Source organism: Mesorhizobium sp. M0016, from assembly GCF_040324035.1.
In the GTDB taxonomy this organism is placed as follows: domain Bacteria; phylum Pseudomonadota; class Alphaproteobacteria; order Rhizobiales; family Rhizobiaceae; genus Mesorhizobium.
Genome location: NZ_JAMYVM010000006.1, coordinates 73,965 through 86,682, shown reverse-complemented (window position 1 = coordinate 86,682; position 12,718 = coordinate 73,965). Strand labels below are relative to the sequence as shown.

Genomic DNA, 12,718 nt, shown 5'->3' with positions numbered 1-12,718 from the left:
GCTCATCATGGAAGATCGTATCCGCATCCGCTCGGAGGAAGTCCTGTCCGACGACTGGGCGGTCCTGAAGAAGACCGTCCTCGATTATCGCCGGCGCGACGGGCAGTGGGAGACGCAGATTCGCCAGACCTACGATCGTGGCGACGGCGCGGTGATCCTGCCTTTCGATCCCGAGCGTCAGACGGTGCTTCTGGTGCGGCAGTTCCGCTACCCCGCCTACGTCACCGGCCACCGCGAACCGCTGATCGAGGCCTGCGCCGGCCTGCTCGACAAAAACGATCCCGAAACCGCCATCCTCAAGGAGGCCGAGGAAGAGCTCGGCTATCGCCTACAGAACATCGAGCGGCTGTTTTCCCCCTATATGAGCCCGGGCAGCGTCACCGAACGGCTGTGGTTCTTCGTGGCGCGCTATTCACCCGCCGACCGCATCTCGGCCGGCGGCGGCGCGGCCGACGAGGGCGAGGACATCGAGGTTCTGGAAATGCCTCTTGATGAAGCGCTGGCCGGCATTTCAGACGGCCGCATCATCGACGCCAAGACGATCATCCTGATCCAGCATTTGAAACTGTACCCGATGAAGGGCTAGCTCGGCGAAGCTCGACGTGCCTCACTGCTGCGGGCAGGGTGGCACGTCCACTTCGCGGATGAAGTTGCGCAGGTTGCAAGGACACCGGAATGGCGCGTGGCGCAAAGGCATGGCTGAAGCGAAACAGCGCGCGGGCATCTCTCCTGTTGCTGAACGCCGCGCTGCTTGTCCGCTACCGCCGGTTGACCCAGCGTTTCCTGGAGCGGATGGGGCATCTGCCGAATTTTGCAGCCCCGGTGACGTTCACGGAAAAGGTCCACTGGCGCAAGATTTTCGATGACGATCCTCGCTTTATCGGCCTTCTCGACAAGCTCAAGTCCAAGGAAATCGTCAGGGAGCGGCTTCCCGGGCTCGCCATCCCGGAGGTGCTGTGGCAGGGCGACGATCCGCGCCAGATCCCCTTCGATGACCTGAAAATCCCATACGCCGTCAAATGCAACCACGGTTGCGCCATGAATGTCATCGTTCGCGATCCGGCCAACGCCGACCGGGAGGCGATCATTGCCGAGATGACGGAATACCTTGGCCAAACCTATGGCGCCCGCAAGCTGGAGCGCAGCTATGCGCACATAGAGCGGCGGGTTTTCGTCGAAGCGCTTGTCGGCAAGGACCAGGATTATGACCCGGTCGACTACAAATTCTGTGTGCTGGCTGGCCGCGTCGCCTACATCGTCGTCGTCGCCTTCCGTTCCACGGCCAAGAATACCGCCCACCTGGATCGCGATTGGCGCCCGCTGAACATCGTCCAGGGCGCGATCGACTCGAGCCTGGAAATTCCCCCTCCCAAGAGCCTGGCGCGGATGATCGAGGCAGCCGAGGCGCTCGGCAGCGAGTTCGACATGGTGCGTGTCGATTTCTACGAGGAGGAGGGGGAGCCGATCTTCGGAGAATTCACGGTCTACCCACGCAGCGGCTTGCTGCAATTCGACCCGGCTGCCTTCGACCGCGAACTGGGCGCGCATTGGGATATTGGCGCGTCAGCTTACCTCAGCCGTTTGCCCAGCCGATTTGCCCAACGATACAAGGCAATGCTCGTCGCCGCCGGCTATCTCGACGTTTGACGGCTACTCGGTGGCGTGCCACCCGAAGCTCGAAGAGCGAAGGGTGGTGCGCAGAACTCATACGATTAGAGATCGAGGGAAACTGATAGCTCAGCAGGGAGTCGTGATTTCGAAGTGCCGTCTCAACTGAGCCGTAGCGGTCAATTCGTCCTGCTGGGATCAATCTTCGTGAGCCGCTGCCTGGTCTCGGCCATGCGCCTTTGCGCAGATCGGATTCGGCAACACAAGGCGGGATTCATAGCGACGCCGCAATCTTCGTCCAGCAAGTTTTCGGCGCGCTTCCTGCTGCGACTCGGCCGATTACCGCTAAGGTTACCGGCAAGCTCTCCCACGTCCGGACTGGGTCGAGATCATTTGAAGAACTCTTTCAGCTTGTTGAGTCGACTGTCGCCAGAGGCCTTCCGGCCTTCAGGACACGCCGCCTCGCCGATCGTATCCTGCTGGATAAAGCGAGGTTCTCAGCCACCATTTTCTCGCTGAGTACCAGCGCGAACTCGGTCTGTTTGATGCGCTGCTGAGCATCAGCGAGTTGCATCGTGAAAAGATCGGTTGCCATTGTTGATCCGGGATCCGCGAGATTCATGATTGCGTAACACATGGCGGCCGAAATCGTTCCTAGTTGTCGGGCGAAGCCGGTGCCGCAAAGGGCGGCTGAGTTTGAACTTCCCACCCGACCAGACGTCCGCGAGCGCCAAGGCATCGAGAGCCCAGTGATCGGAGGGCCACTACGAGCGGGCGCAACCCGACCACTTAAGTGATCAGCCTCGCTACAGCCTTGACAGGTACAGTCGCGGCCTCATGAAGGGGAGGTATCAATGGTCTCGGCGATTGGAAACCAACATCGGCAGGCAGCTGAAACTCGACCGAAACCCGCAAAGACAGAACCGGGCGAAGGATTTGCGCCAGGCAAAAGCGCAGACAGCGTAGGACATCGCGCCAAGGCAATGGCGGCAGAAAGTGGCGACACGGATTCTGGCGCCCAGGGGCGCGCCGCATCGACAATCGCCAGGATGGATATCACCGTTTTGGCTCCACAGAGCGAAGAGCCGCCTTTGGAGTAGCCCGGGCGGCCGTGCCGCTGCCTCGGTCCTTGTGCAGCACAACGCGCGCTGGCTACGCTCGGTGGACATCGTCGTCTCGAAACACTTCGGGCGTTGCACTGCCGCGAGCCGCCTTCGCTGCTGGTCGAGGGGCTGTAACCCTTGGTGAGGCCGGCATCGCCTCGCCGGTCGTTGCGAGCCCACGATCGCGCGGCCAAGCGACCTTCCCTGTGTCGGTCTCTATTTGATACTAGGGGACGGCGGTTTCATCACGGGCAATTGCAGCTGGTCAATGGTTGCGACGATGCCGGCGGCAATGGCTTCCGCCTCATGGATCAGTTCCGGACCATAGAGCCCATTGACCATCTCTTCGCTCGGCAGCACGCCAGGAGGACAGTGCTCTTCCATTGTGCGCCGGATGAGCGTCAGCGCTGCCCGGCATTGGTCGGCTTCGATCTTCATAGCCCTTCAAACATCCAATTCGTCTAAAATGTTCCGGAACTAATTTAGCGATAGCTAATTGAAGTCGTGGTTCTGCGAGTCAGTGCATGCGTCTGAAATTCATCAAGCCCATGGAACCCGAACTGGTCGACACGCCGCCGATGGGCGATGATTGGATCCATGAGATCAAATTCGATGGCTACCGCACCCAGGTCATCAAGGATGATGACGGGATTCGGCTGATCACCAAGAACGGTTATGATTGGACGGGCCGCTACATCCAACTTGCCGGTGAGGCGGAAGCGATCGAGGCGAAAGACTTCATCATCGACGGCGAGACCATTACGATCAATGAGGCTGGCCTATCCGACTTCCATGCGCATCAATCAGCCGCGACCAGCCGCAAGCCGTCGCGCGATCTGTATCTGCCAGCATTCGACCTCTTGCATCTGAACGGGCATGACTTGCGGGACACGCCGGTGGAAGACCGTCGCGAGATCCTCCGGGCGTTGATCCCGGACGGCGGCCGAATCCAGTTCAGCGAAGCGATGCCGGGCACTGGCGACGCCGTCTTTCATCTGGTCGACCAGGCTGGGCTTGAAGGTATCGTTTCAAAGCGGAAGGGCAGCAAGTATCGGTCGGGTCCGACGACGAACTGGCGCAAGATCAAGTGCTATGCCGAAAAGGAGATGGACATCGTCGGCGTGCAGCGCGAGGCCGGCAAGCCTGCCATGGTGCTGATGGCCGACAAAGGCCACTATGCCGGCGGCGCCTTCGTCACCTTCAAGGCGGACAAGCGCCAGCGCCTATGGGACCGCGTGCAAGGCAAGATTGGCGGGCCGGCGCCGAAAGGGCTCAAGAGTGACAAGGCCGAATGGCTAAAGCCGGGCCTGGTCGGCCGCGTGCGGTTCCTAAAGGGCGAGGAGAAGCTTCGCCATGCCAAGCTGCTGGATTTCCGGGAGGAGACTTAGCCCGGAGGCTTGTCCCGGGGCTGTGCCGGTCCTGTCCCGTTCCACTGGATGAACTTCGCCTTCTGGCCGGTGATGGTCTCGATCGACTTCAACAGGGGTCCATGGACCTTACGTAGAGCTTGGTAGTGCTCGCCGTGGTACGCCAGGAGCGGCCCGACGATGCTCTTGTGCAGCGCTTCGGCTGCCGCCAGGAAGCGCTCGATTTCAGCCCGGGAAAGTTGTTCCGAAGGTTTGGTTCTGGCCATTGGCGCTCTCCATTGGGGGGTCGCCGCAACGAGGACTATAATCCTACATGCCGGACTGCCTGACAAGAGGGCTCGCCGGCCTTACCCCGCAGGTAGCAGTAGGGCGACGGCGCCACGCGCAGCCATCAGGAGCAACCACCAGCAAAGATGAGCAACGGCAGGCCCGGCGACCTCCTTTGGCACACGGGACAAACAAGAAGGTCGCCGAGCCTTACCGGCGCTGCTTTGTGAGGGAGACGACGCCGGATGAGATGAGAGTATGCGATCGTGCTAATCTCTGCGAACCATGCGAACGAAGGAAAGCCTTGTGGCACCGACGTTGAGATCAAGGTCGGGCGGGGCGCTGATCGCTGCGGCAGGATTCTTCCAAAGCGGTAGTGAGTCCAGAGCGGAACATTAGCGTCGGCTAACGGTTAATTCGGCAGTGTTCCGAACCGTGATTGGTAGAGCGATGGTGACGTTTCATCTTGTCTATTTTTCCGGCCTCACGGCAGACCAGCTGCTAGGCAGCGCCGTTCCTATCCTGGCGTGTTTGCTGCTTTATAACGCTCTGGCTACGGACGCCTAACTGATGGGTCGGCCAGCGGCCGGCCTCCTTGGCAGCCGGCGATTGCCATCCCGATGCCAACTTCAAGACCTATCACGAGGCCAAAGACAAGCTTGCCGACGAAATCAATGGCGAGGGCCGGACAGGACGCCACACGTCCAGGCAGGGCTCTCTGACGGCATTGGCGATGGCCCGTTGGCAATTCGGGGGTCCATTGTTCCCATTTCTGTTTCTCCCAAAACTGCCCGCTGCCTCACGGTGGCGAGCTTTTTCGTTATAGGGCCCTCCGCGCTGGGCAATCTGTTCCAGGAGCTTCTGTGATGCCTCTATGACGCGGCAAACCTTGGAAAAGGTTTCCGTGGCAGGACCGGGGTACGATTCTAACCAACTACCGCTGTATAGGCCACTAGCGCCCGATGATCCGGCTAATCATGTCGTCATCAGGTGCGCTGTCGGTGAATTCCCGTAGCAGCGCCTTCGCGTGGTCTACCCAATGCTCTTCAGCCAGGTTCAACTCCCGAACGGATCTCCTGAAGGTCTCGCACACCACATCGAAATCGAAGGCGTCAATGCTGTAGCCTTCCTCGTCATGGTCCATCGGCCGCCTCCCCCAATGGGGGAAACTGTACGGAATCGTACGAAGCAAGTGCAAGGGCATTCAAAAGCAATTGGCTGATGCCGCCCGATCGTTCCACAATGTGTTGCTAATATGCAGCACCGACTGAATCTCCGATCAGCGGCACTTGTGGTTGGTTCCAACAGCTGCACGTTGACGGCAAGATGCCAAAGCCAACGATATGCGGGCGACGAAGATGGACAAGCGACAAAACACAAGAAATGTTGAGTTGGTCGGTCTTCTGGCCGTGCCGTTGTCAGTTCTAATCACGCTGCTGATAGCTGGAATGATCCTTTGCTGAAATGTTTGAGTGGCAAAAGGCTGGGGCGGCGGGCTTTCCCCTTTGAAAGAAGTCACCATGTCCCAATCCGTCGAACCCCCGATATTGCCAGAGGATAGCCCAGACCGTGAGGTGAACTGTGAAGTCGCATTAGAAGCCGCGTTTGCGGCCTTGGTGACTGCGTCAGAAGCGCAAGGTTGGACGCCACAGGAAACGGCTGCAACTCTTCTTAAAATCGCGACGGAGCATGCCCACCGGGTTGAGGCCGCTGCGGAAGAGCTACCAGCACGCTTGTAATATAGCTTTTGATCGCTGCGGTGTGGTCGACGTTCCGACCGTGGCACGTCGACGACTATGAAACCGGCGTTTTGGTCGGCATTCGATGCAAGTCCGGCGACACGGATACCGTCGTTTTTCGGCTGCATTAGATCCCCAACTGCCGAGCTTACGACCGAAAAGGCTACAGGTTCGGGATTTGGCTCAAGCGCAGTTGCGCCGTCAGCCCCGTCACTATTCTTACGGCAGCCAATACCGAACACCAAAACTCCAGCATGGCAGTTCCCGGCTTTGTATCCCGGCTCTACGGCTACCCGCGTCAGCCTTTTCTATGGTAGCCAGTGAGTTCTTACAGAACGAATCCTAAGCATTTCAATTGGTGCGGACGACGGGAATCGAACCCGTACGATCAGAGATCGAGGGATTTAAAGTCTCTTTTTCTGCGTGTTTCTCGCTCAATAGGCTGAAAACCAGGACGTCGAGCTGATGGTGAGTCTGGTTTTCTCCCACATTTGAGGGAAATCCCACGATATTTCCCCCGCAATCAAGTGTGCGAGCATGCTCCCTCGCTCTTTGCAAAATCCCACACCACGGGTACATGTGCGGGCACTGCGGGCGTGGTGAAATTGGTATACACACCGGACTTAAAATCCGGAGGCTTCGGCCATGCGGGTTCAAGTCCCGCCGCCCGCACCATGCTTCGAGCATGCTCCCTCGCTCTTTGCAAAATCCCACACCACGGGTACATGTGCAGGCACTACGGGCGTGGTGAAATTGGCATACACCGGACTTAAAATCCGGAGGCCTCGGCCATGCGGGTTCAAGTCCCGCCGCCGGCACCATGCTTCCCATAGGATCGCATCACGGTACGGAGGCAATTTTAAACATGGTTAGGCGACCATCTAAAAAACCAGCGAAAAAGATGTCAGCCGGACCGCTCAGCTTGGCGCTGCGATTGGATGCCATGGGCGTAACCGCATACATGACCAAAGCTGCAATTGAGGACCTCATCAAAGAGCTAGTCAGGATTAGCGCGTCCGATCCGGAGGAACTCCACGATGTGCATCTTGCGATGCACTTCGGCGGCTGGACGCCCTCAGGCGAATATATCGCGCCGAGTTTCGGCCATCACCATGGGCTTGGATCAATCCTGACCAAACTGCGCAACGAGCAACTGAAGGATGGCATGACGGAGGCGGAAATCGAACGCGGCATTACGCCAGATGAGGCTTATCGGGCTTTCGATATCACCATCATGCATGTGTCCCCCGAGGTGGTTCAGCGCGTGGCCATCGAAAATGAAATGGCCGAAAAGCAGCAGTACTGACCAGCCGTAGGAAATCTAAATTATGGTGTTTCCGGTTTGATTTCGGACACCGTCGGCCACTCGTTGGCAGAGCAAATGTATTCGCATTTGCCGCACCTTATCTTGGCTCTCTCGTCATGGATATCTTCGCCCGCTTCAAGGTCGAAGCCGGGATTTCCGCACTTTGGGCAAACTCCGTAACCGATACGTTCAACAACCCTAACCCACGCCATCCCTTGCTCCAGTTGACGGCAAATTTTAAGTCCCTTGCGTCTACCAATTCCGTCCGCAGGCCTGCCCTTTTCAGACGCCAGCGAAAACCCGTGAAGCCATCTTTTGCCGAGTGTCGGACTCATGAAAGGTGTTTCGCGATTTCAAAACAATTGGTTGTGGCGAAAATCTCAGTCGCCGAGAACGCTCAGAATTTGTAGCTGAGATTGATACCAACCGCGTTCAGTTTCACATCCTGATCGCGATCGTTGAAGGGTTCCGCCACGTCATAGTGCTCGGAGCCGAAATCATAATAGCGATATTGCGCGCCGACGATGAATTTGTCGGTCAGCGCATAGTCAACGCCGGCGCCCAAGGTCCAGCCGACATTCGTGCGTGTGCCGGCGAACGACGCGCCCGCGACTTGCGAAGTTTCGATGCCGGCAAAGGCGACGCCGCCGACGCCGTAGACCAGCACGCGGTCCATGGCGAAGCCCGCTTTGGCGTTTACAGATCCGAACCACTTGATGTCCGTGCGGAATGTGCTTCCAAGGCCTGATACCGCCGTACCGTCGACGGCGGAATAATTGAGCTCCGCCTCGGCGCCGAGCACCGCCTGATCGAACTGCCACAGGCCGGCGACATGGCCGCCGACGAAACCGCCGTCAATGTCGGGCGAGATGGAAAACGGCGCGCCTTCCGTCACTGATATGTCGGACTGGCCCCAGCCGTAGCCGGCCTGCAGGCCGGCATAGTAGCCGGTCCAGTCGAAGCCTGGTTCGGTCATCGGCACCGCCATCGGGTCGGCGGCGAATGCCGGCGCGGCCAGAGCAATCAGAAATCCGGCACTGGCAATGGTCAGACAGCGCATCGAGTTCTCCGAAAAGGCGGTTCAGAAGGCGCCTTGCCGGAAGGTAATCCTATTCGCCGCAAAACGGAACCCATTGTTCAACAATCGGAATGTACCCGTTGCTGTGCTGGGTGCTCTAGCTGGGGGCGCTATTTGGCGTCAATGAAGTCCAGCGCCGCATGGCTATATTCGTCCGGCGCCTGCAGCATGGCGAAATGACTGGCGTTGGGCAGGATGATGAGCTTGGCGCCCGGAATGACGGAGGCCATGTATTCGGTGTGTTCGCGCTTGATCGCCTCGTCATGGTCGCCGGCAACGATCGCGGTCGGCGTGGTTATCTTGCCGAGCTGTTCCTTGGTCCAGGCCGGCTCCGACTCCCACATGTGGCTGATCTGCGCCACGAAGGCATCGTACTGGTCGGGAGTCTTCGACAGTTTCTTGTAGTCGCGGCCCGAGCGGTCGATATAGGCGGCAAAGGTCTTGTTGGTCAGCACACCCGGATCGACGCCATCGGTGGTGACGTTGGCGGCCTGCGCAAAGAGCCGTGTCAGCCGCTCCGGATGATGCAGCGCGATGTCGATGCCGATAATGCCCCCGTCGCTCCAGCCGACAAGAGCGGTCTTGTCGATCTTGAGATAGTCGAGCAGCGCAAGATAGTCCGACGCCATGAGGTCATAGCCGTAAGCTTGCTCGGTGCGGGTAGAACGGCCATGGCCGCGGCTGTCGGCAATGATCACCTTGTGCGTCTTGGACATCGTCGCCACCTGGCTTGCCCAGATGTCGCCATGGCCAAGGCCGCCATGGATCAGGAGAATCGGATCACCGGCGCCGAAAACGGCATAGTACATCTGGATGCCGTTGACCGGCGCATACCCGCTCTGATCCGGTTTGGGCATCGCCGCCGGCTCCGGCAAGGTCTGCCAACGTTCCTCGGCGGATACAAAGCCGGCCGAGATCAGGAACAGGGTGACGAAGGCGAGTGCTTTCAGGAACCGGATCATGACTTCACCTCAGGAGGTTTCGGGCTCATCACAACAAAAACCCGCCTCGCGGCGGGTCGTCGGCGCAAATCAGCACCATAGCCAGAATGGTAGCATAAGTGGCGGCACAAGCCAAACTGAATGACCGCACCACTGATGCCTGCCCTCGGGGTGAGCAGGTGCGGCGCATCCGCCCGGGCGAATTCTCATCGACGGATTTCGTCCGTGATCGCTGGCCAAAACCTTGCCGGCTTGGCACAGTCGGGCAAACAGGAGTCTTTCATGGCCAAGCAGCCGTCGGCGACGAAACCCAAGCCCTGGACCGAGATGGCGACGCATCTGGTCGACGTCGCAACGGGGCGCAAGCCGGCCGACCTCGTCATCCGAAACGGCCGCTGGGTGAACGTGCATTCCGGCGAAATCATAGCCGGCACCGACATCGCAATCTCAGGCGGCCGCTTCGCCTATTGCGGGCCGAATGCCAGCCATGCCATCGGCCAGGGCACCAAGGTGGTCGATGCCGGCGGCCGCTATCTCGTGCCCGGCCTGTGCGACGCGCATATGCATGTCGAGAGCGGCATGGTGACGGTGACCGAGTTCTGCCGCGCTGTCATCCCGCACGGCACCACCTCGATGTTCATCGATCCGCACGAGATCGCCAATGTGCTGGGTCTGCCCGGCGTGCGGCTGATGCATGACGAGGCCGTCGCCATGCCGATCAACGTGCACGTCCAGATGCCATCCTGCGTGCCGTCCGCGCCGGGGCTGGAGCATGCCGGGGCCGAACTGACGGTCGCCGATGTCGCGGAAGCGATGACCTGGGAAAACATCATCGGGCTCGGCGAAGTCATGAATTTTCCCGGCGTCATCGCCAATGATCCGGTCATGTCGGGCGAGATCGCCGCAACGATCAAGGCCGGCAAGACGGTCGGCGGCCACTACGCGTCGCGCGATCTCGGCCTGCCGTTCCATGGCTATGTCGCCGGCGGGCCGGAGGACGACCATGAAGGCACGCGCGCCGAGGACGCAATCGCCCGTGTGCGCCAGGGCATGAAGGCAATGCTGCGGCTGGGCTCGGCCTGGTACGATGTTGCCTCGCAGATCAAGGCGGTGACCGAGAGCGGTCTCGACCCGCGCAACTTCATCCTGTGCACCGACGACAGCCATTCCGGCACGCTGGTGCATGAAGGCCATATGGACCGGGTGGTCCGCCACGCCATCCAACAGGGATTGAAGCCGGTGACGGCGATCCAGATGGCGACGCTGAATACCGCCCAGCATTTCAAGCTGGAGCGCGAGATCGGCTCGATCGCGCCGGGACGGCTGGCCGATCTGCTGATCGTCTCCGATCTTGCCGCCATGACCATCGACGAGGTCTATGGCCGCGGTATCAGGCTGGCCAAGGGCGGCAAGCTCGAGATCGACATCCCGGCCTATGATTACCCCAAATCGGCGAAGAACACCGTCAAGCTCGGCAAGAAGCTGAAGCCAGGCGACTTCGACATTGCGGCGCCCAAGGGCGCCAACGAGGTGCGGGTGCGGGTCATCGGCGTGATCGAAAACCAGGCGCCGACGCGGGCGCTGGAGGCCGACCTGCCGGTCGAGGACGGGCTGGTCGCCATGGACCGCCGCAACGACATCTGCCAGATCGCGCTGGTCGAGCGCCACCGCGGCACCGGCGGCGTCACCAATGCCTTCGTCTCAGGCTTCGGCTATATGGGCGACTGCGCCATTGCGTCGAGCGTCGCACATGATGCCCACCACATCATCTGCGTCGGCACCAACAAGGAAGACATGGCGCTGGCCGTCAACCGGCTGGGCGAGGTCGGCGGGGGCGTGGTGCTGTTTTCGAAGGGCAAGGAGCTTGCGCTTGTCGAAATGCCGATCGCCGGGCTGATGTCGGACGAGCGGGCGGAAATCGTGGCGGCCAAGGCGGAGAAACTGACCGAGGCGATGCGCAAGATGGGCTGCTCGCTCAACAACGCCTACATGCAGCACTCGCTGCTGGCGCTGGTCGTCATTCCGGAGCTCAGGATTTCCGATGTCGGCCTGATCGACGTGACGACGTTCCAGAAGGTCGATCTTTTTATCTGAGATCAGCCCGCTGCTTGGCTCTCATCCGCCGGTGGCGATGGTCAGCACCTTGAATGGCGTGGTGATAATGATCTCGGCGACGGATCCGACTGCCTTGCCGAGGCCTTGGCCGAGATTGTCGATCTGGCCCTGCGTGGGTTCGTCCGATGCCAGGCCGGCTGGAGCGCGCAGACGGTCACCGAGCAATTGCACCAGGAACGGGTTGTCGGCGAATTTGGCGTGGTTCAGGCGGTCGCCGCCCTTGATCTGGCTGAGGTCGGCCACAACGACGCCGTAACTGGCAATGTCGGCGGCGTTGCCGTAGTCGCCGACGCGCGGCTTGTCGCCGGATAGCAGGCTGGACAGTCTCAGAGCACGGTCGTCGGCGGAAAGCAGGATGACGAACGGCCTGTCGGGCTTGCCGTAGCGGATCATCTGCTTCTTGAAGACGTCGACATCGATATCGGGCGATGCCAGGACGACACGGCCGAGCTTGCCGTCGAGATCGCGGTCGCCGGTGATGGCGAGCTGGCGCAGCGCTTCCATCGTCACCCAGGTTCCCATCGAATGCGCGATGATGTCGATGCTCTTGACCTTTGTCTTGGCGAGCATCCTGAGCGTCGCCTCGAGGTCGTCGCGCGCGGCGTTGGCGCTGTCCTTGTCGTAGATATAGCCCGTGGTCTTGCCGCTCGAAGCCCACGAAAACAAGATCGGCGTACCCGGATATTCGGTGTCGTGGGCGATCTGCGTCAGCCGGTAGACCCCATCGTCGAAGCCGTTGTTGAAGCCGTGGACGAAGACCAGCGCGCGGTCGCCATTCATGGTGATGTTGGCACCGACGGCCTTGGCGAATTGCGAGGCGTCGCCATAGTGGACGACGTCGGTGGCGGTGAATTGCTTGGCCGGGTTCGAATTGGCCGAGCCCTTGGCGCGCTCGATGGCGCCGACCTGGTGGACCTTCGGCACGGTGACGTCGACGCGGGCGTAGCTGGTGGTCAGCGAGCGATCGCCATCGAACACCTGGCGTGGGTCCTTGGTCGCCTGCTTGCGGGTGGTGGCGACGAAGATTTCGTGGGTGGCCGCGATGTCGGAGGCAGGCACCGAAACCGTCGACTCGTTCAACAGGTCATGGGTGTTGGGGCCGGCGCAGCCGGCGGCAGCTAGCGCGAACGCAAGGACCAGGACAGTCTTCCATCGCTCGTTCAAGCGGGCTCCCGCTGGCGCATTGGCGCCGAT

General features: G+C 60.3%; 12 protein-coding genes and 1 tRNA gene. 6 read left to right on the top strand and 7 right to left on the bottom strand.

The genetic code is table 11. The features are described 5' to 3' along the window. Window positions 1-7: 7 nt before the first annotated feature. Both NKJ88_RS11225 and NKJ88_RS11220 read left to right on the top strand, forming a co-directional pair. On the top strand, window positions 8-586 hold the full coding sequence (locus NKJ88_RS11225) for an NUDIX domain-containing protein (protein ID WP_023667531.1): 579 nt from the start codon (window positions 8-10) through the stop codon (window positions 584-586). An 89-nt stretch (window positions 587-675) separates the two neighbouring features. Next, window positions 676-1,647, top strand: a complete 972-nt coding sequence (locus NKJ88_RS11220; protein ID WP_352444063.1) for an ATP-grasp fold amidoligase family protein — start codon at window positions 676-678, stop codon at window positions 1,645-1,647. A gap of 367 nt (window positions 1,648-2,014) precedes the next feature. On the opposite strand, the gene NKJ88_RS11215 is transcribed toward NKJ88_RS11220, so the two are convergent. Further along, window positions 2,015-2,203 (bottom strand): hypothetical protein, encoded by a 189-nt coding sequence (locus NKJ88_RS11215; protein ID WP_023688348.1) that lies wholly within the window; start codon window positions 2,201-2,203, stop codon window positions 2,015-2,017. A 724-nt stretch (window positions 2,204-2,927) separates the two neighbouring features. Beyond that, window positions 2,928-3,149 (bottom strand): hypothetical protein, encoded by a 222-nt coding sequence (locus tag NKJ88_RS11210; protein WP_023681532.1) that lies wholly within the window; start codon window positions 3,147-3,149, stop codon window positions 2,928-2,930. Between the two features lie 86 nt (window positions 3,150-3,235). Between NKJ88_RS11210 and NKJ88_RS11205 the strand changes: the two genes are divergently transcribed. Then, window positions 3,236-4,099 (top strand): ATP-dependent DNA ligase, encoded by an 864-nt coding sequence (locus NKJ88_RS11205; protein ID WP_023748756.1) that lies wholly within the window; start codon window positions 3,236-3,238, stop codon window positions 4,097-4,099. On the opposite strand, the gene NKJ88_RS11200 is transcribed toward NKJ88_RS11205, so the two are convergent. Continuing rightward, window positions 4,096-4,344, bottom strand: a complete 249-nt coding sequence (locus NKJ88_RS11200) for a hypothetical protein (protein WP_023691191.1) — start codon at window positions 4,342-4,344, stop codon at window positions 4,096-4,098. The two genes, NKJ88_RS11205 and NKJ88_RS11200, sit on opposite strands and share 4 nt — an antisense overlap. 953 nt (window positions 4,345-5,297) lie before the next feature. Next, a complete protein-coding gene (locus NKJ88_RS11195) occupies window positions 5,298-5,489 on the bottom strand; it encodes a hypothetical protein (RefSeq protein ID WP_352444062.1) in 192 nt (63 codons plus the stop codon). A 1,185-nt stretch (window positions 5,490-6,674) separates the two neighbouring features. Between NKJ88_RS11195 and NKJ88_RS11190 the strand changes: the two genes are divergently transcribed. Both NKJ88_RS11190 and NKJ88_RS11185 read left to right on the top strand, forming a co-directional pair. Further along, window positions 6,675-6,759 (top strand) — tRNA-Leu (locus NKJ88_RS11190). A 247-nt stretch (window positions 6,760-7,006) separates the two neighbouring features. Further along, on the top strand, window positions 7,007-7,390 hold the full coding sequence (locus tag NKJ88_RS11185; protein WP_352444061.1) for a hypothetical protein: 384 nt from the start codon (window positions 7,007-7,009) through the stop codon (window positions 7,388-7,390). A gap of 397 nt (window positions 7,391-7,787) precedes the next feature. Here NKJ88_RS11185 and NKJ88_RS11180 read toward each other — a convergent pair whose 3' ends face one another. Together NKJ88_RS11180 and NKJ88_RS11175 are read right to left on the bottom strand one after the other, a co-directional pair. Continuing rightward, a complete protein-coding gene (locus tag NKJ88_RS11180; protein ID WP_023691195.1) occupies window positions 7,788-8,450 on the bottom strand; it encodes an outer membrane protein in 663 nt (220 codons plus the stop codon). Between the two features lie 128 nt (window positions 8,451-8,578). Continuing rightward, a complete protein-coding gene (locus NKJ88_RS11175) occupies window positions 8,579-9,430 on the bottom strand; it encodes an alpha/beta fold hydrolase (protein WP_023691196.1) in 852 nt (283 codons plus the stop codon). A gap of 261 nt (window positions 9,431-9,691) precedes the next feature. On the opposite strand from NKJ88_RS11175, the gene ade reads away from it, so the two are divergent. Beyond that, complete coding sequence (gene ade / locus NKJ88_RS11170) at window positions 9,692-11,503, top strand: adenine deaminase (protein ID WP_352444060.1); 1,812 nt, start codon at window positions 9,692-9,694, stop codon at window positions 11,501-11,503. A gap of 21 nt (window positions 11,504-11,524) precedes the next feature. On the opposite strand, the gene NKJ88_RS11165 is transcribed toward ade, so the two are convergent. Then, window positions 11,525-12,688: an alpha/beta hydrolase gene (locus tag NKJ88_RS11165; RefSeq protein WP_352444059.1), complete on the bottom strand. Its 1,164-nt coding sequence runs from the start codon at window positions 12,686-12,688 to the stop codon at window positions 11,525-11,527. Between the last annotated feature and the right edge of the window lie 30 nt (window positions 12,689-12,718).

Excerpts from the sequence above, each read along its gene's own strand:
- NKJ88_RS11175 (WP_023691196.1), bottom strand. The coding sequence starts at position 9,430 with ATGATCCGGTTCCTGAAAGCACTCGCCTTCGTCACCCTGTTCCTGATC.
- NKJ88_RS11195 (WP_352444062.1), bottom strand. The coding sequence starts at position 5,489 with ATGGACCATGACGAGGAAGGCTACAGCATTGACGCCTTCGATTTCGAT.
- NKJ88_RS11225 (WP_023667531.1), top strand. The coding sequence starts at position 8 with ATGGAAGATCGTATCCGCATCCGCTCGGAGGAAGTCCTGTCCGACGAC.
- NKJ88_RS11205 (WP_023748756.1), top strand. The coding sequence starts at position 3,236 with ATGCGTCTGAAATTCATCAAGCCCATGGAACCCGAACTGGTCGACACG.
- ade (WP_352444060.1), top strand. The coding sequence starts at position 9,692 with ATGGCCAAGCAGCCGTCGGCGACGAAACCCAAGCCCTGGACCGAGATG.
- NKJ88_RS11215 (WP_023688348.1), bottom strand. The coding sequence starts at position 2,203 with ATGGCAACCGATCTTTTCACGATGCAACTCGCTGATGCTCAGCAGCGC.
- NKJ88_RS11220 (WP_352444063.1), top strand. The coding sequence starts at position 676 with ATGGCGCGTGGCGCAAAGGCATGGCTGAAGCGAAACAGCGCGCGGGCA.
- NKJ88_RS11200 (WP_023691191.1), bottom strand. The coding sequence starts at position 4,344 with ATGGCCAGAACCAAACCTTCGGAACAACTTTCCCGGGCTGAAATCGAG.
- NKJ88_RS11210 (WP_023681532.1), bottom strand. The coding sequence starts at position 3,149 with ATGAAGATCGAAGCCGACCAATGCCGGGCAGCGCTGACGCTCATCCGG.
- NKJ88_RS11180 (WP_023691195.1), bottom strand. The coding sequence starts at position 8,450 with ATGCGCTGTCTGACCATTGCCAGTGCCGGATTTCTGATTGCTCTGGCC.